This window comes from Pseudoalteromonas mucoides (genome assembly GCF_049257175.1).
Taxonomy (GTDB): domain Bacteria; phylum Pseudomonadota; class Gammaproteobacteria; order Enterobacterales; family Alteromonadaceae; genus Pseudoalteromonas.
In genome coordinates this window covers 158,871-176,326 of the sequence record NZ_JBMMUC010000003.1, presented here as the reverse complement: position 1 = coordinate 176,326, position 17,456 = coordinate 158,871, and the positions used below count along the sequence as shown (strand labels likewise).

The 17,456-nt window shown below is 39.8% G+C and carries 21 protein-coding genes; 18 read left to right on the top strand and 3 right to left on the bottom strand.

The window, feature by feature from the left end; genetic code table 11:
* Nucleotides 1-75 precede the first annotated feature (75 nt).
* Entirely contained in the window at nucleotides 76-1,056 is a 981-nt protein-coding gene (locus AAEU30_RS04165) for a 2-hydroxyacid dehydrogenase (protein ID WP_421959595.1), read from the bottom strand.
* Complete coding sequence (locus AAEU30_RS04160; protein ID WP_087531631.1) at nucleotides 1,022-1,543, bottom strand: glutathione peroxidase; 522 nt, start codon at nucleotides 1,541-1,543, stop codon at nucleotides 1,022-1,024. Before AAEU30_RS04160 ends, AAEU30_RS04165 begins: the two co-directional genes overlap by 35 nt.
* Nucleotides 1,544-1,665: 122 nt before the next feature.
* Here AAEU30_RS04160 and AAEU30_RS04155 point away from each other — a divergent pair, with 122 nt between their 5' ends.
* The 11 genes from AAEU30_RS04155 to AAEU30_RS04105 all read left to right on the top strand — a co-directional run bounded on the left by AAEU30_RS04155 (nucleotide 1,666) and on the right by AAEU30_RS04105 (nucleotide 10,708).
* Nucleotides 1,666-2,547, top strand: a complete 882-nt coding sequence (locus AAEU30_RS04155) for an NAD(P)-dependent oxidoreductase (RefSeq protein WP_421959441.1) — start codon at nucleotides 1,666-1,668, stop codon at nucleotides 2,545-2,547.
* 190 nt (nucleotides 2,548-2,737) lie between these two features.
* The gene (locus tag AAEU30_RS04150; protein WP_421959440.1) at nucleotides 2,738-3,376 is read left to right on the top strand and encodes a thermostable hemolysin; all 639 of its coding nucleotides are present in this window, start codon (nucleotides 2,738-2,740) and stop codon (nucleotides 3,374-3,376) included.
* On the top strand, nucleotides 3,376-4,848 hold the full coding sequence (locus AAEU30_RS04145; protein ID WP_421959439.1) for an AMP-binding protein: 1,473 nt from the start codon (nucleotides 3,376-3,378) through the stop codon (nucleotides 4,846-4,848). Before AAEU30_RS04150 ends, AAEU30_RS04145 begins: the two co-directional genes overlap by 1 nt.
* Nucleotides 4,845-5,534 carry an iron-containing redox enzyme family protein gene (locus AAEU30_RS04140; protein WP_421959438.1) on the top strand — a complete coding sequence of 230 codons (690 nt, stop codon included), beginning with the start codon at nucleotides 4,845-4,847 and terminating at the stop codon, nucleotides 5,532-5,534. The genes AAEU30_RS04145 and AAEU30_RS04140 overlap by 4 nt, the downstream gene beginning before the upstream one ends.
* A complete protein-coding gene (locus AAEU30_RS04135) occupies nucleotides 5,531-6,325 on the top strand; it encodes an SDR family oxidoreductase (protein ID WP_421959437.1) in 795 nt (264 codons plus the stop codon). Before AAEU30_RS04140 ends, AAEU30_RS04135 begins: the two co-directional genes overlap by 4 nt.
* A 2-nt stretch (nucleotides 6,326-6,327) precedes the next feature.
* Nucleotides 6,328-6,975: a hypothetical protein gene (locus AAEU30_RS04130; RefSeq protein WP_421959436.1), complete on the top strand. Its 648-nt coding sequence runs from the start codon at nucleotides 6,328-6,330 to the stop codon at nucleotides 6,973-6,975.
* A gap of 1 nt (nucleotide 6,976) precedes the next feature.
* Nucleotides 6,977-7,636 (top strand): response regulator transcription factor, encoded by a 660-nt coding sequence (locus AAEU30_RS04125; RefSeq protein WP_421959435.1) that lies wholly within the window; start codon nucleotides 6,977-6,979, stop codon nucleotides 7,634-7,636.
* Entirely contained in the window at nucleotides 7,636-8,940 is a 1,305-nt protein-coding gene (locus tag AAEU30_RS04120; protein WP_421959434.1) for an ATP-binding protein, read from the top strand. Before AAEU30_RS04125 ends, AAEU30_RS04120 begins: the two co-directional genes overlap by 1 nt.
* A gap of 13 nt (nucleotides 8,941-8,953) precedes the next feature.
* Complete coding sequence (locus tag AAEU30_RS04115) at nucleotides 8,954-9,280, top strand: cupredoxin domain-containing protein (RefSeq protein ID WP_421959594.1); 327 nt, start codon at nucleotides 8,954-8,956, stop codon at nucleotides 9,278-9,280.
* Nucleotides 9,267-10,007, top strand: coding sequence for an iron transporter (locus AAEU30_RS04110; protein WP_421959433.1), 741 nt, complete (start codon nucleotides 9,267-9,269; stop codon nucleotides 10,005-10,007). Before AAEU30_RS04115 ends, AAEU30_RS04110 begins: the two co-directional genes overlap by 14 nt.
* Nucleotides 10,004-10,708, top strand: coding sequence for a hypothetical protein (locus AAEU30_RS04105; protein WP_421959432.1), 705 nt, complete (start codon nucleotides 10,004-10,006; stop codon nucleotides 10,706-10,708). Before AAEU30_RS04110 ends, AAEU30_RS04105 begins: the two co-directional genes overlap by 4 nt.
* An 84-nt stretch (nucleotides 10,709-10,792) precedes the next feature.
* Here AAEU30_RS04105 and sbcB read toward each other — a convergent pair whose 3' ends face one another.
* Nucleotides 10,793-12,244 (bottom strand): exodeoxyribonuclease I, encoded by a 1,452-nt coding sequence (gene sbcB / locus AAEU30_RS04100; RefSeq protein ID WP_421959431.1) that lies wholly within the window; start codon nucleotides 12,242-12,244, stop codon nucleotides 10,793-10,795.
* Between the two features lie 138 nt (nucleotides 12,245-12,382).
* Here sbcB and AAEU30_RS04095 point away from each other — a divergent pair, with 138 nt between their 5' ends.
* From AAEU30_RS04095 to AAEU30_RS04065, 7 genes are all read left to right on the top strand, one after another.
* Nucleotides 12,383-13,597, top strand: a complete 1,215-nt coding sequence (locus AAEU30_RS04095) for a tyrosine-type recombinase/integrase (protein WP_421959430.1) — start codon at nucleotides 12,383-12,385, stop codon at nucleotides 13,595-13,597.
* Nucleotides 13,598-13,666: 69 nt separating this feature from the next.
* Nucleotides 13,667-14,101, top strand: a complete 435-nt coding sequence (locus AAEU30_RS04090) for a GIY-YIG nuclease family protein (RefSeq protein WP_421959429.1) — start codon at nucleotides 13,667-13,669, stop codon at nucleotides 14,099-14,101.
* A gap of 128 nt (nucleotides 14,102-14,229) precedes the next feature.
* Nucleotides 14,230-14,682 carry a hypothetical protein gene (locus AAEU30_RS04085; protein WP_421959428.1) on the top strand — a complete coding sequence of 151 codons (453 nt, stop codon included), beginning with the start codon at nucleotides 14,230-14,232 and terminating at the stop codon, nucleotides 14,680-14,682.
* A gap of 638 nt (nucleotides 14,683-15,320) precedes the next feature.
* Entirely contained in the window at nucleotides 15,321-15,671 is a 351-nt protein-coding gene (locus AAEU30_RS04080) for a helix-turn-helix domain-containing protein (RefSeq protein ID WP_421959427.1), read from the top strand.
* Nucleotides 15,672-15,681: 10 nt separating this feature from the next.
* Nucleotides 15,682-16,218, top strand: a complete 537-nt coding sequence (locus tag AAEU30_RS04075; RefSeq protein ID WP_421959426.1) for an ImmA/IrrE family metallo-endopeptidase — start codon at nucleotides 15,682-15,684, stop codon at nucleotides 16,216-16,218.
* A 168-nt stretch (nucleotides 16,219-16,386) separates the two neighbouring features.
* The gene (locus tag AAEU30_RS04070; protein ID WP_008111716.1) at nucleotides 16,387-16,536 is read left to right on the top strand and encodes a hypothetical protein; all 150 of its coding nucleotides are present in this window, start codon (nucleotides 16,387-16,389) and stop codon (nucleotides 16,534-16,536) included.
* A 76-nt stretch (nucleotides 16,537-16,612) separates the two neighbouring features.
* Complete coding sequence (locus AAEU30_RS04065) at nucleotides 16,613-17,428, top strand: hypothetical protein (protein ID WP_421959425.1); 816 nt, start codon at nucleotides 16,613-16,615, stop codon at nucleotides 17,426-17,428.
* Nucleotides 17,429-17,456: the final 28 nt, after the last annotated feature.

Below are 17,456 nucleotides of genomic sequence, written 5' to 3'. Positions count from 1 at the left end.
CGATACCTAAGTTAATAGCATCAATAAATTAAAACCCCGAGCCTACTCTAGCGGATCCAGATCATTGACCTAGCACTATTTAACCTCATTACTCAGCGGCTGGTTATTAGCAAATTCAATCGCGTTATTAATTGTCGTTTGGGCTATTTCACTTAATGCTTCTTTGGTGAAAAAACCTTGGTGCCCGGTAACTAATACGTTAGGAAAGCTTACTAAGCGTGAAAATATATCGTCTTGCATTATTTCGTCGCGGCGGTCTTTAAAAAAGAGCTCTGATTCTTGCTCGTAAACATCAAGGCCTAAGTAGCCAAGTTTTTTGCTTTTGAGTGCGCTAATGCATGCTTTACTATCGACTAATGCACCGCGTGAGGTGTTAATAATCATTACGCCTGGCTTCATTTTACTAAAGGCGTGCTCATTAATTATGTGGTGTGTTTGGTCGTTCAGGGGGCAATGTAATGAGATGACGTCACTTTGGCTTAGTAATGTATCAAGGTCGCAAAGTGTATAGTCACCTTGCTCGGCGTAGGGGTCGCATACTAAAACGTTGGCACCAAAGCCGTTTAGAATGTTTACCAGCGCAAGGCCTATTTTACCACAGCCAATTATGCCAATGGTTTTTTTGAATAAGTTAAAACCAAGTAAGCCGTTTAAATCAAAGTTATCTTCACGAATACGGTTATACGCTTTGTGGGTTTTACGGTTCAGCGTGAGCATTAAGGCTACACAATGCTCGGCAACCGCTTCAGGGCTGTAAGCAGGTACGCGGCATACTTTTATATTGTGAGCTTTAGCAGCTGTTAAATCCACATTATTAAAGCCTGCACAGCGTAATAAAATACATTTAATTCCTTGCTCTGCTAGTTGTTTTATTACTGCTTCATTAGCGAGATCATTTACAAATATGCATACAGCATCAAAACCTTTGCATAAAATGGTGCTTTGCTCAGTGAGCGCTTGTTCGAAATGAGTGATTGAAATGCTTGGTTGGTCTTGCAAGCATGTATCAAAGGGGGCTTGCTCATATTTTTGCGAACTGAAAAGCGCTACTGTCATCTGATTCATTGAGGGTACTCTCTATCACCATTTTTAAGGTTTCGGGTTTTGTGCGCGGGGCATAACGCACAGACAACTGACCTTCTGAGTTTATAAGAAATTTTGTAAAATTCCATTTTATTGCGCGGTTTTGTGCAATTCCCCGAGTATGTGTTTTTAAATAGTTAAACAACGGGTGGGCGTCAGGCCCGTTTACCATTACCTTACTAAACACTGGAAAACTAACATTAAAATGATGGTGATAAAAATCTTTTATATCAGCGTTTTCTAGAGGCTCATTGTAATCAAATTGATTACATGGAAAAGCCAAAACGATAAAGCCTTGCGATTTATATTGTTGGTACAGCTTTTCAAGCGCAGCTAATTGCACTGAAAAGTTACATTTACTCGCTGTATTGACGATTAAAATAGTTTTACCTTTTAACTGGCTCAAAGCAAAATCTTCGCCGTTATAAAGGGGGGCACTGAATTGATATATGCTATCCATAGTTTACCTGTACTGTGTCGTCCATGAAGAAATTTAATGAAGACTTTTTCATTCGCTTTTTGTCTATTCGGTTGAGATAATCAAAGTATCTTTTTAAGTTACCACTGAAATAGGACAGTTTTATGTCAATGAATGTATCATTTATCGGTTTAGGCGTAATGGGTTTCCCAATGGCCGGCCATTTAGCCAATGCTGGGCACAATGTTACTGTGTATAACCGCACAACGGCTAAAGCACAGCAATGGACACAACAGTACAAAGGTAATGTTGCTCTGACTCCAGCACTTGCAGCTAAAGGTGCTGATATTGTTTTTATGTGTGTTGGGAATGACGATGATTTACGTTCAGTGGTTTATGGTAACGATGGCGTTCTGGCGGGAATGACAGATGGCACTATTTTAGTGGATCACACGACAACCTCAGCAGAAGTTGCCCGCGAAGTGTCTGCAAACGCGGCATTACAAAATATCGCGTTTATTGATGCGCCTGTCTCAGGCGGTCAAGCAGGCGCTGAGAATGGCGTATTGACGGTAATGGCTGGTGGTGACGAAACCGTCTTTGCTAAAGTGCAACCCGTGATGGCTGCTTTTAGTCGCTTTAGCCAGCTGCTTGGTGAAGTCGGCTCTGGTCAATTGTGTAAAATGGTGAATCAAATCTGTATTGCTGGTGTGGTACAAGGTTTAGCTGAAGGGTTACATTTTGCAAAGCAAGCAGGTCTTGATGGTGAAAAAGTGATTGAAACCATCTCAAAAGGTGCGGCGGGTTCGTGGCAAATGGAAAACCGTTATAAAACCATGTGGCAGGGCGAGTACGAATTTGGTTTTGCCGTCGATTGGATGCGAAAAGACTTAGGTATTGCGTTAGATGAAGCGAAAAACAACGGCGCTACATTACCGATGACTGCAACGGTTGATCAATATTACGCAGATGTACAAGCACTTGGTGGTGGTCGCTATGATACTTCAAGCTTATTAGCACGTATTGAAGCACTTCATAAAAAGTAGATTATCGGATAATAAATCTATTTTCAGCATGTAGTTAGCGGGTAGATGTGCTTTGTTATCTCTGAAATCTTCGCTTAGGTAATCACTGACCCAAACATTGTTTGGGTTTTTTATAAAAATTAATTTTTCTTAAGGTTTATTTAAGTTTTGCTCGTTAGATTTTAACCATAGTCTAAAAAGAGCGAACACTATGCAATCACTTCAAGTTACTAACTTGCCTGTTACGAACACACACGATTATGTGTGTGCTAATGCAAACATGCCCTTGCGTGTGCAATTAGAGCACGTCGTTAAAGCGAGTTTTGCCAGAGCCTATGGCGCTAATATTAAGCAGTTTATGCCGGTATTATGCCAATTAAGTATTGCCGCTGATTCTTGCACATTAGGACTTAGAGCTGCTACTCAATCACTATTTATTGAGCAATACTTACCAGAGCCGATTGAAACCTTTGTTGATGTACCGAGGGAAGATATTTACGAGCTTGGTAATTTATGTTCAACCAATCGCAAAGCAACTCTCGCTCATTTTGTACTAACGACTGAAGCACTTTACCAAGTTGGCGCAAAATGCTTAGTATTTTGTGCCACTGCAAAGGTGAGAGCATTATTAAAAGTGCTGGGGGTTAATTGCACTGAAATTGCATTAGCTAATAGTCAGGCACTTGATAACCCAGCTGATTGGGGGACTTATTATGAAAATAAACCAACACTGTGTGTAGTTGATTTAGCGGCTGCTCATGATTGTGTATTAAACACTCCTCATTTATTTAATATTAAACAGCGCTATCATCAAGCGAGTTGCCAATTAGCATCGCAATTGGAGGCATAATGGGGTTTTTATCGCAACTACCACATGCCTCGCTTGATACTGTGATTGTTGATCATCATGAACAACAAATGCAGCCGATCAATAAACAAACGCTGATGCAAGCAGTGGCCGAGTTAATTAACGACTTAAAAGCGCTTGATATATCAGCTGTGGCGTTTGTAATGGACAATACACCAGCTTGGTTAATTGTAGACTTTGCATTGATTGAGTTACAACAAGTAAGCATTCCGCTGCCAACCTTTTTTAGTCCACAACAGCTAACTAATAGCGTGAATAAAAGCGGCGTTTCGCATTTTATCAGCGACACCCACTGTGAACTTGACGGCTTAGAATGTATTACGACGTTGAGCGTGTTAACCCGCTACCCGCTTTATATCTATAAAGTATGCGCTTCGAGCCCAACAACATTTTTTACAGATACCCAAAAGGTGACATTTACTTCAGGCTCTACCGGTGAGCCAAAGGGAGTGTGTTTATCTTTACAAAGTCAATTACAAGTGGCGACCTCATTACATAAAAAAATAGCGATAAAACAGCCAAAACATCTGTGTTTATTACCTTTGCCAGTATTACTTGAAAACATTGCAGGGGTTTTTGCACCGTTATTAGCCGCAGGTGAAGTGCATGTTATGACACTGCCAGCATTAGGCTTCTCTGGAGCAAAATTAAATGATGCCAGTCAACTGATCAACGCCATTGATCGTGTGCAACCGAACACGCTTATTTTGGTACCTGAATTATTGACCTGTTTAGTCTGGTTTACCAAGCGGGGATGGACAGTACCAAAGAGCCTGAAGTTTATTGCCGTTGGTGGCGCTGTACTCAGCAGTGAATTGATCAGTATAGCGCGCAGTTTAGGGTTACCAGTTTACCAAGGTTATGGCTTATCTGAAGCTTCATCAGTCGTGAGCTTAAACACGCCAAATGATGATGATATAGAGTGTGCAGGGCGGGTGTTAAATCACTTGCAAAGCAAACTGGTAGACGGACAGCTATTTATTAAAGGACCCTTATTTTTAGGCTATTTAGGCCAACAGTCTCATGATCAAACGAGTTGGTATGCAACGGGAGATTTGGTTTCTCAACAACAAGGTCGGTTAACTATTAAGGGGCGTTTAAAAAACCAAATTATTACTAGCTTTGGGCGCAACATCAGCGCTGAGTGGCCTGAATCTTTGCTACTCAGTAACAGCGAAGTACAACAAGCTGTAGTCTTTGGTGAAGGTAAAGCGCATTTAGTGGCGCTTATTTATACATCAGTAAATATGGCTGATGCTGTGTTAGCCGAGCATTTTAGAGGTATTAACGCACAATTGCCTGAATATGCCCAAATTAAAACATTTCATCGCTTAGCTGAACCACTTACTGCAGAGAGGGGGTTATTAACCAGTAATAACCGTCCTAAACGTCAAGCAATAGCAAACTATTATCATGCACAACTAACAGCACTGTACAGTGAGGCAATATTATGAGTAATTTTTTCGAGACATTAAAATCACACACCCAAGCAGAGCGCGAGTATTTATTGGCTGCACCGATCATTTTTCGAGTATTCAAGGGACAAGTAAGCACGACTGAGTATGCTTCATTTTTAGCTCAAGCTTATCATCACGTTAAACATACGGTGCCATTAATGATGGCCGTGGGCGCGAAATTATCGACTGAACAAGAGTGGATCCGCGAGGCTGTTGCAGAATATATAGAAGAAGAAATAGGTCATCAAGAATGGGTGCTCAATGATATTGCAGCCTGTGGTTTTGATAAACAAAAAGTACGTCAAAGTGCTCCCAAATTTGCCACAGAGTTAATGGTTGCTTATGCCTACGATACAATTAATCGGGGTAATCCATTGGCATTTTTTGGCATGGTGCATGTGCTCGAAGGCACGTCAATTGCGTTAGCCGATAATGCGGCAAGTAACATAGCGAATATGACCGGATTACCTAAAAAGGCATTTAGCTATTTAACATCTCATGGCGCTTTGGATATTGAGCATGTGAAGTTTTTTGAAGACCTGATGAATAAAATAGAGTCTCCTGCAGATCAACAAGCGATTGTGCATGCCGCTAAATGTTTTTATAAGTTATATGGCAATATTTTTCGTGAATTAGATACAGATCCACAATTTGTAAGTAGCGACTTGGAGCAAATTGCATGAATCGTCCACTTTGCGTGTTAACAGGTGCGACAGGCGGAATTGGTAAAGCCGTGGCATTAAAGTTGATTCAGCATGGCTGGCGTTTACTGTTAGTGGGTCGTCAGCAAGCACAGCTTGAGGCATTACAAGTTAAGAGTGGCGAAAGCTGTGAGATATTTATTGGTGATTTAACATCACCACAGACTCGCCAAAATTTACTCGAACATGCTCAATCACTTGGCGGTGCAACAATGCTTATAAATAGCGCTGGCATTAATGTAATGCAAGGTTTTAGTGAAATGACGGAGCAGCAAATAGATGACTTACTGATAGTTAATTTGTCGGTGCCAATTAAGCTATGCCAACTATTTCTACCACAAATACTGGCTAAAAAAGGCTCAATAGTTAATGTGGGATCATCGTTTGGCAGTATTGGTTACCCTTATCAAACCTTATATTGCGCAAGTAAATTTGGTTTACGAGGAATGACCGAAGCCCTGGCCCGCGAACTCAGTCACTGTGATGTAAAAATATTATATTTGGCTCCTAGAGCAACTGATACCAATATCAATTCAGTGCAAGTACGCGCGATGAATAAAGCGTTAGGCAATACAATGGATCCACCTGATAAAGTGGCAGATGCGCTTATTTCATTATTGAAATCTGGAAATTCACGCAGTTACATTGGCTTTCCTGAACGCTTATTTGTCAAATTAAATGGGGCATTTCCATCATTAGTAGATAACGCAATTGCAAAGCAACTTCCTAAAATTAAAAGTTTTATTGTAGATAAAATTGATAAAGGTGAATGATTATGACTAAACTACTTTATATTAGCTGCTTGTTATCTGGGATATTTTTAACGAGTACTGCGCATGCTGATCTTGCTAGCGAACTAGCTCAGATACAAACCAGTTGGGCAACTGTGAATTATGAATTAGTAGATAAAGCGCAGCTCAATGCATTTGAAAAGTTATCAGAGCAGGCCGCTGGGTTTGCAAAGTCCTATGATGATCAGGCACAAAGCCATATTTGGTATGGTATTGTGCTTTCAAGTTACGCCGGAGCAAAAGGGGGCTTAGGTGCGTTAGGATTTGCAAAAGATGCTAAAGCACAGTTAGAGCAAGCTATAGAAATAGATGGCAATGCGTTATCGGGCTCTGCTTACACCAGTTTAGCGACTCTTTACAGTAAAGTACCGGGTTGGCCAATTGGATTTGGTGATGATGACAAAGCGAATGCATTATTCAACCAAGCGCTTGCTATAAATCCAAACGGCATCGATAGTAATTATTTATACGCGGCATTTTTGTATGACGAAAGAGACTACAAAAAAGCCAAAAAATATTTACTTGTCGCCCAACAGGCACCAGCACGCCCATATAGACCAAAAGCGGATTTATACCGACAGCAAGAAATAACTCAACTGTTGGCCAAAGTCGAGAAGAAACTAAAGAGATAATATGCATTTATTGCTTGTTGAAGATGATAAATTGGTGGCTGAAGGCTTGTGTCGATCACTTCGTCAACAAGGGTACAGTGTTGAGCATTGTGCGAGTATAAGTTCAGCCATGCAATGGTTACAAAACGACGAAATTGAACTGCTAATATTGGATTTAGGACTACCTGATGGCGATGGTATTGATGTTTTAAAACACGTTAAAAAGCATCGCCCTAATTTACCTGTAGTAATCTTAACGGCACGCGGTAGTATTGACGACAAAGTACTAGGATTAGATTTAGGTGCTGATGATTATTTAGCTAAGCCATTCGACCCTGCTGAATTATTTGCCCGTTTAAGAGTCGCTAGTCGGCGCGTAACTCAAACGCAATCAAGTAAAATTACAGTGGCTAACATTGTGATGGATACTTCAGCATTTTCTGTGTCAGTTGATCAGCAAGCTATTAATTTACCACGTAAAGAGTTTATGCTTCTTAAAGCACTGTTCGAAAACCAAGGGCGCGTGTTATCCAAACAACAATTAGAGAGCAAACTCTACGAATGGGGAGAAGAAGTCGGGTCAAATACTATCGAAGTGCACATTCATCATTTACGTAAAAAACTGCCGAAAGATCTCATTAAAACCTTACGAGGTATCGGTTATGTGGTAGGAAAACGCTAGTGTCTATCAAACGCAGACTCACGCTGATTATATTATCGACAGTGATTTTGACTTGTTTTTTAGCCTTTAGTAAAGGTTACCGTGAAAGCATGATGCAAGCTGAGCAGTTACTTGATAATGAATTAAAGACTATTGCTCATGTACTAATCGAACAACCTATTCACACAAATACGCCTATTCTACGCAGTGATCTCACCCAATTATTGTTTCAAATCTGGCAAGATAACAATTTACTCAGTGCGTCTAAATCACTAGCCGAGCTTGCGCAAAAACCAAGCCTGAATGGATTTAGTGTTGAAAACTTAGCTGGGCAGCGTATGCGAGTATTCAGGTTAACCATGCAGACAAAACAAGTGCTGGTGGCAGAGCCTCTGAATAAACGCTATGCCCTTAGCGAGACTATGATTTTATCAGCAATGACCCCTTTACTGTGGAGCGTGCCGTTACTTGCGATATTAATTAGTTTATTCGTTAAACAAGGTCTAAGCCCACTAACTCGTCTTTCAAAGCTATTAAAGACTAGACAAGCTAATGACTTCACTGCGATTGATTGGCAAGTAAACGCGCATGAGATCAAACCGGTGATCTCACGTTTAAACGACCTGTTTAAACGTGTAGAAAGTGCTTACTTAAGGGAGCGCTTTTTTGCCTCAGATGCGGCCCATGAGTTACGCACGCCATTGAGTAGTTTAAAAATTAATGTACATAACTTACGCACCCAAGGTAATAATAGTTTAGAGCTTGATGCAATGGCACAAGGTATCGATAAACTAAGTAATATTGTTGAACAAATGCTGATTTTAGGGCGCACATATCCTGAACAATGGCAGGCACAATTTAGCCCAATTTCAGTGCTTGAGATCAGCCAGCAAGTGGTTGCACAACTATACGAACGACTTGATGAAAAACAACATACGATCAGTATTGAAGGCGATGATTATGTTATTAATGGTGACCAATTTACCTTAGCAACCCTATTTAGCAATTTATTAAGCAACGCCATAAAGTATACGCCCAGTGGTGGTAATATAGTGATCCGCTTAAACAATCAACACGGTGGGTTTGGTTGGCAGATTGATGACTCAGGCCCTGGCATTGATGATGCCCATAAGGCGCGAATTTTTAACCGTTTTTACCGTGTTGGAGGTGATAAACACCCCTCTGGTGAGCAAGGTGCCGGATTAGGTATGGCGATAGTTGAACATATAGTAACAATTTATGGTGCAAGTATTTCTTTAGCCGACAGTGAATTAGGCGGCGTACAAGTGCGAGTTGAATTTATGCAAGGAGCAGGGAGTGAATAACAGCTTAAGGTTTATCAGCCTACTGCTATTTAGCATATTACCTTTTTCGTGTGTTGCTAAAGAATATAAATTAATTTTAAAAGATCATCTTTTTTATCCTGCGGAGATCATCGTACCGGCAAATACTAAACTAAAACTTTTAATTGAAAATCAAGATAGCACGCCAGAAGAGTTTGACAGCTTTGACTTAAATCGTGAGAAAGTGCTGTATCCTAATCGTCGTAGTGTGATTTACATCGGGCCACTAAGCCCAGGGCGGTATGAGTTTTTTGGTGAGTTTTCACCTAACACGGCCCGTGGTGCAGTATTAGTAGAAGGAAAGACTGATGCTGATAACTAGTTTATTGATGAGTATTAATCAGCTTTTACCAGTCGTAATTTTACTCGTGCTATTACAGTCATTGCTAAAAATAAGCCCACGCGTGTTAATAGCATTCGCTTTTGTTGGGTTGCTGTGTAGTATTATTTATGTACAAAGTGCAGCCTGGTTGAGCCAGTTATTTGATTATCGCGGCCTAGAGTTTAGCCAAATGCTATTGTGCGTCATTGTGTATGTTGCGTCACTTGTAAGTTGTAAGCATCAGCGTGTAGTCGCATTACTTGCAATAGTTGCGGTTATGGCGTTGTATTTGAGTCACTATTTTATATATCTGGTTGGTTTTTGGCATAACACTGACACGGCAAGACCTTTGCTAATAGGGACATCTCTGGGAATAGGGATCTGCGGTAGTTTTGGTGTATTGCTATTATTTTTACTGCACAGTGTTAAAGCACGGTTTGGTGTATATCCACTGATATTATTTTTGGCTTTTAATGCCTCGGCAAAACTACTTATCGCATTAGATTTAGCCAGCCAAATTGATTTGATCAATATTACCTCCAATTACTTTGATTGGCGTGCAGTGCTAGTCGAAAACTCGGAGTTAGGTCGTGTACTAAAGGCCTTAGTGGGCTATGAAGCAACGCCAAGCAAAACTGCATTATGGTTGTATCTAGTAGCGGTTTTAGTCTTTATTGGCACCAGTATGGCATTTAATCGGCAATTTTCTCAAAGGGAGCAATCATGAGATTTATTCTCGCGTGGTGCTTAACTTCACTTTTGTTTATAACATCGTTTAATGTGCGAGCCGATGGAATAGTCGTAGATAAAGTTTACCACCCTTACGTTTTACCATTTGAACGCGAATTTGAATGGCGTTTGATCTCTCATCAAACCGATAAAGGCAATATTTTAGCCCAACGAGTTGGCTTAGGTGGCTCATTTAACGACACCATGAGTTTGGAAGGCTATGCGGTTGGAGAGCGCGATGATAACGGTAACTTTGGCTTTTCAGCCTACGAGCTAGAACTGCGTTGGCAGTTGGTTGAACAAGGGCGCTTTTGGGCTGACTGGGGCGCTTTATTTGAACTTGAAATGCAAGAAGGCAAAGACAGTTATGAAGCCACAACGGGCTTTTTATGGGAAAAAGAGTTTGGGCGTACTAGCCTCACTATAAATGCATTTTTAGTGTATGAATGGGGCGGTGATATTAAAAACGAATGGGAAACTGAGTTTCGCGCACAGTATCGCTATCGTTTTCGCTCTGAGTTTCAGCCTGCTTTAGAGCTATACGCCGGAGAAGACTTCTTGGGGATTGGCCCCGGTTTTATTGGCCTGCATCGATTTTCGGCGAAGCGACAACTCAAGTGGGAAGCAGGGTTTGTCACCGAGCTTAGCCAACCAGGTAAAGATCACAGTTTTCGTCTTGCCCTAGAGTTTGAATTTTAAGTAAAAAGCCGCGACTAATCGCGGCCTTAAATCTCGTCGCTAGTTTTGCAAACTAGCGCTGTTTGTTTATAAGCAATAGGGAAACTACATACTCTGCGCGTAGTTATACAGCGCCTTTAAAATAGTTAAATTCTTTTCATTATCGTCATGTTCATGGGCAAGATTTTCAAGCGTGATCATAAAATCTTGCGCGCTGATCGATGGTTGATCTTCACCATGCATGAGTTTGTTTTGGCAATACTGACGCCATTGATCGAGCTCATCTTGACTAAGTGATTGTGGCCAATTGCGGGCACGGTATTTAAATAATAAGTTATCAAACTTCTTATCTTCAAAATCAAGTTGCATACCTGCTAATTGTTCAGGGCTGGCATCACGAATAATAGCAAACTTGGCTTTATCTGCGTTGCTGGTAAAACCATCATAGAGCATGTAATCAGTGTTAGTGGTTTTGCCGTAATCAGGGCTGTCGTTAAATACCTCAGTGACTTTGTCGCGAAGGCTGGAGTTTGCTTTTAGCACGGCAAGATTTTTTAAACACTGCTCACGGTCAATACCCAAGCGCGCGGCGTTTTCAGGTAATAACGTTTTAGCGGGTGCCAAAATAGGGCATTTATTTAAATGTACCAGTTTTAAACCAACAGGCAGCTCATCTTCTCCAAGCTCACTGCGCTTTGTATAAAGGCGAGTGCGAAGGTCTTCTACCGATAAATCAATTAATACTTGTGGATCTTCAGTTAAATTAAAGCATACCACTGCATTTTTATTTGTAGGGTGAAAACTCATCGGCGCAATCCAACTGGTGCAACCTTGCGTTGCAGGAATACGTGATGAGGTATGCACTAGCGGCGTCATGTTAAACACATCAACAAGTTCAGCGAGCGCTTTTTTACCACGTAAACTAAAAAAGAAGTTATACAGTTTTGGCTGCTTTTCTTTTATTAGTTTTGCTAGGGCAATAGTTGCGGTTACATCACTTAGTGCATCATGGGCGGCGGCGTGTTCAATGCCGTTAGCAACGGTTAAATGTTCTAATTTAAAGCTTGGGCTGCCATCTTCTTTAAGCGGCCACTCTATGCCTTCAGGGCGAAGGGCATAACACGCACGAACTAAATCAATAATATCCCAGCGACTGTTACTGTTTTTGTATTCACGCTCATAAGGGTCGTAAAAGTTACGATAAAAGCTATAACGGCTTACTTCATCATCAAAGCGAATACTGTTATACCCAGCCACACAGGTATTGGACACACTAAATTCGGCATGAATTTTTGCTATAAAGTCAGCTTCAACTAAGCCTTTTTGCATTGCCACTTGTGGAGTAATCCCTGTGATTAAACATGCTTCAGGGTGCGGTAAGTAATCAGCCACTGGTTTGCAATATTCAATCAGTGGCTCACCAATAATATTTAGATCAAGATCGGTACGAATACCTGCAAACTGGCTCGGCTTATCCTTTTGCGGGCTGGCCCCCCAAGTTTCGTAATCGTGCCAGTATATTGTAGGTTGGTTTTCGTAATATGTTGGTTCGCTCATTCTGTCTCTTAGCCCTTTACTTATGCGGGTTTTTACTGCGCTTTCATTTGTTCTTGTATTTTCGAGTATGTTGCAATCTGCGCATTGTGTGTATAGTGTCGTGTATAAATTTTTTGCTAACTGTGTATAAAAAATTAAATGGCGATCAACGACACCAAATTAAGAAAGCTGCTAGATAAAAATCAAACACCTTGCGTATTATCGCACAGAGATAGTTTAAGTGTAAGGGTATCAGCTAAAGGCACAATTACATGGCAATACCGTTGTCGTGTTGATGGTAAACAAGCCATTATCTCGCTTGGCCGTTATCCTGGTTTAACCATTAAACAAGCACAAGATTATATACCCCATTTTCAAAACTGGCTCAGCCAAGGTAAAGACCCACGCATAGAGCTAAAACTTATGCGCAACGAAGGCAAAGGTTTACCTACAATGGCAAAGGTTGCAGCCGATTGGGTTGAAAAAAAAGTACCAGACCTAAAAGAAAAAACACAAATACTTTATACACATCAAGTCAGCAAATGGGTTTTGCCACTTTTAAATGATGAAGCCAAGCCACTTGATTTAATGACCATCAAAGATTGGATAAAATATTTTGATGAAGTAAAAGCGCAGGGTAGTGCAAAAACAGCGGGCACAATATTAGTGCGCATAAAATCCATAATTGGCTGGGCTGAAAAGCGCGGTGATGTAAAACCATTTAACCCAGTACTAACACTAAAAGTAAATGATGTAGGTGAGCAATCATCGGTAGGCCAGCGAGTCATGCGCTTTGACGAAATTGCAAAACTATGGACACAAATTGAGAGATCAAAAGCGACCCCAGCAACCAAAGCTTGTTTGCAACTAATATATATAACCGGTGCGCGGCAATCAGAGGTTCGTTTAGCAAAGTGGGAGCATTTTGATTTTGAAAATAATACTTGGACAGTACCGCCTGAAAACTCAAAAACAAATAAAGCCATCCGCCGGCCAATATCAACCAAAATGAAAAGCATCTTAGACACCCTTGCCATGGTATATGGTCGCAGCGGGTATTTAATACCGGGCAGTAAACCAAACAAACCAATGACCACCCACAGCATTAACCGCTATTGCTGTCGAATGTGGGATCACCTATTTGAAAAATACAAAACGCCTAAGTTTCTACCACACGATTCCCGTCGATCAATATCAACACTGCTTAGTGAAAATGGCGTTGCACCGCACGTAACCGAAAAAATGCTAGGTCATACAATGCGCGGAGTAATGGCCGTATACAACAAACACGACTGGATAAAAGAACAGGGCGAAGGGTACGAATTATATTGCCAGCTAATAGATAACGCAATCACAATAGAGCTGCAAAAATAATAGTATTATTAAATATTTATATAATGTATTTTAAAATTAGTAAAACTTACTTGATTTTTAGGAGAAAAAATGGACGGTGAATGGATTTATGTTCTTATGACATCATCAGATTATGATCGCTTTAAAATTGGATATACGCGGAATGACCCAATAAAACGAATGAAGCACCTAAGAACAGGTGACCCTGGTATAGGTTTCCAAGTGGCGTATTTTGTTCCAAACTCTGTCGGAAAGGCGCGTGATTTAGAGAAAAAACTTCATAATATGCTGGGTAACCGAGTCGAATTTCATGACGGGGGTGTGTCTGAATGGTTTCCGGGAGACCCTAGAGATGCATATTTTATAGTAGAATCAGTATTTGACGAGTTAGGCATACCGATTACAGATTGTTTTGATCCTAATGGTAATATGATTGTTCGTTTTTGGGAGGAAGGTATCCTGTCATTTTTCGGACCAGCTCCCATCGTAGATGAATATGGAATCCCATGGGATCATTTGAATTGATAAAAGATTGAATTTGGTTTCAGTCATGCAGCTTTTAGAAATTTGTGAGTACCTAAAAATTTAAATTAATTGAATTAACGCTTATTTTTACTATATTAAATAAATTAGGGACAAGTAAGGTAGCTAGGATGAATACCAAAATATTGATTGTAGCAACAGGGTTAGTATTACTTTTATCAGGTTGCTCAGATGAAGAAACACACAAATATACAGAAGTAACCGCATTTAACTTCATCCAAGGACCTGAAAAATCAGTCGTAGTTTCATTTGGAGAAAACCCACAAAACCACTACTCATTTGCGATTAAAAAAAAGTATATTAAAACAGGGACTGAACTTTTTTCTGAATCAAAAAATAATACTAACTTTGCTGTGTTTGCTGATATCAATGAAGAGACTTTAATGAGAGCCGCTAACTCGCCAACTTCAGCTAGAGTAAAAGTGATTAGCGTTGATACACAAGATCAAAAAGCTGTATTTGAAGTTGAGGCTACTCTATTAAATTTAGATGCTGGTGAGCTGAAAAAGTTAGAAAGGGTGGAAGTTATTTTCAGAGGTGATGATTTCTTGTTACTTATATGATTAAAATCACCCCAGAAAACTCGTTGTTCTATGCATTCTGATGGGTTGAGCAACAACACCTTCAACATTATATTGATCAAATTCAGTTATCCTAACCGGTTAGTATTCTGGGCTTGCTGAAAGCAGGCGCTTGTTCTTTAATTCAGCAATCTTGCATATAAATAGGTTGTTTAAGCAGGCAACTATCACATCGTTTTGCTTTACCTTTATAGCTCTCTTGATAATAAGTAAGTTGCCATCAAAAATTCAGACACCTTCCATACTGTACCCACTAGCTCGGCCTATAAAAGTTGAGTTACTTAGCAAGATCTTATTTAAATTAGCAGTAGGCTCATTGAACTTTGGACCAAAAAAAACGTTTTTAGTAAGTATAGTATTAAATTAGGTTTATTAATTTATTCAAAGATAGCCTGAGCCTGTATAGATGCACAGTTAAATTATGTTTATAGTTTTACTGTATTAAAGCTAAGCGCCAAAATGAAACCTAAAAAATCTTGTAACTTGAAGAAGACATCCCGTTCATCTTAACCAAGAAATTAAATCAACAATTTTTAGTTGATTTAATTTCTTGGTTAAGTTACTATCTTCATGTTGGGTGAATTTCACTCATTACCACGGCAAGTGTTGGGAGAATAAATATGTTAAGTCCTTTTGGAAAATCAGTACGGAAACTGAGGATTGACCTAGAGGTATCGTTAAAAAATTTAGCTGAATCGCTAGGTAAAACTTCATCTTATATTTCGGCAATAGAAACAGGTAAAAGGCCTGTTACAAATGACATATTAGAGCAGATTATTAATTGTCTAAAGCCGAATACTGAAATGGAAAAAGAGCTACGTAAGAATGCAGAGCTGTCGCAAACTTCCGTAGAGGTTAATTTACAAGGTAAAAATCAAACCGCAAGAGAAGCAGCACTTCTATTTGCAAGAAATTTTGATGACTTAAACAATGAAGATTATGAAAATTTAAAACGACTATTAGAGAAATAAGGAATGTGATTTGAGCGGTTATTCTATCAAAGTACCACCTGAATCTAGGCATGCTATTCGTGAAGCTGCTTCGATTGTGCGTTTAACATTAGAAAAAAAGAAGGGTAGTAGTTCACTATACTTACCCATTATTGAAATGTTGGAATTTACATTACCTAAACTTGATAATGAGTTTAATTTTGAAGTTCTTCCAAAATCAGTAATGCAGAGTAATCATGGACTTACTATACCAGAACAAAAAACAATAATGCTAAGAGAAGATGTTTACGAGCGAGCGCTGGATGGTTGTGGACGCGATAGAATGACTGCCGCACATGAATTGGGGCATTATATATTACACTCAAACTTAGAAGTTACTTTAGCCAGAACTAATGAAGAGCTAAGACCGTTCGAAGATAGCGAATGGCAGGCCAATTGTTTTGGTGGTGAAATACTAATGCCATATACAAAAAAAGATTTGTTGATAGGGAAAACACCGCAAGAAATTGCAGACCTGTGTGGTGTATCTTTAGAAGCAGCAACCTACCAAAGTAAATTTTTTAGGTAGGGTAGACTCTAAGTGAGCGCCAACTCAATTAGAGTCTTAAAACAAAAAGCTTGATGTACTGAGTAGCATCGAGACCTTGCGTTTTCGTATTAAGTCAATGGTGAATTTAGCACCATAATACCAAAAACTCAAGGAAACAATTTATCTCAGTAAGGAGGTGTTGTATGAGTGAAACTAAAAAAGTTAGGTAACAAGCCTGCTCCGAAAGGGTTTAAGTGGATTTTCTGTCGCTACCGCAAAGTACGCGGTAAATCAGAAAAACAGTTAGACGCTCACGAGTATGGTTATCAAGCTTGGGCATTCTTAGTCCGAGCATAGTAACCAGTAGGTCTGCACATACAAGCCCACGATTGTGGGCTTTTTAATCTAATAAAAGTAAAGAGGTATAATATTTATGGATATTGCTAATTGCACCATCAACGGAAAGACATATACAGCAGTAAATTTTGCAAAGTTACCTGAAGATGAGTTAACAGAAAAAAGAAGAAATCTAATTTGTACAGAATGTAAGGCTGATGCTTTTTTTCGAAAAGAATCAAAAAGCGGCCAAGCAGCATGTTTTGGCGCAACGCCTCACAAAGAGGGGTGTGAACTATCTGCACCTGAGGCAGGAAAGAGCGAAGGTGAAGGCGGTGATGAAGACATTATTCATAACCCTGGAAATATAATCGAGATTGATCTAAATTTTGGTGGCTCAGTTCCTGATAATGTCGATATTAAGCCTGGCGGCGACGATACGAATACAGCCGGTAAAGGTAGGCATACAGGTAAAGGGAATAGACCAAATGCTAATTCACATCGTCGATTGAGTACTCTACTAAGAAATTTGCTTCGCTCATCTGAGTATAGAAATTCAGAGCAACTGATTGAACTTAGTGGCCATGAGAAAACTAAGATTAAAGACTTTTTTGTGAAGTTTCCATACATTAGAGACAAACATGATGGTAAGTTTCATGGTTACTGGGGCGCTATAACAGATGCAAAATTTATGAGCGGTAATCTTTGGCTAAATTCAGGAGGCCCTGACTCTGTGAGTATATTTATAGCTAAAGAGGACGTGAAGACTTTTTTTGAGCGATTCAAGCTTGAGGATGAAGAGTCATTAGCAGGAACAAATGTATTAGCACTAGGCACTAAATACACTTCTCAAAAGGGGAAGCAATACATTAAATGCGATAGTTTAAGTTATATAACAGTCAATAAAACTTAAAACGTGTCTTATAAAGCCCGCAAAGTGC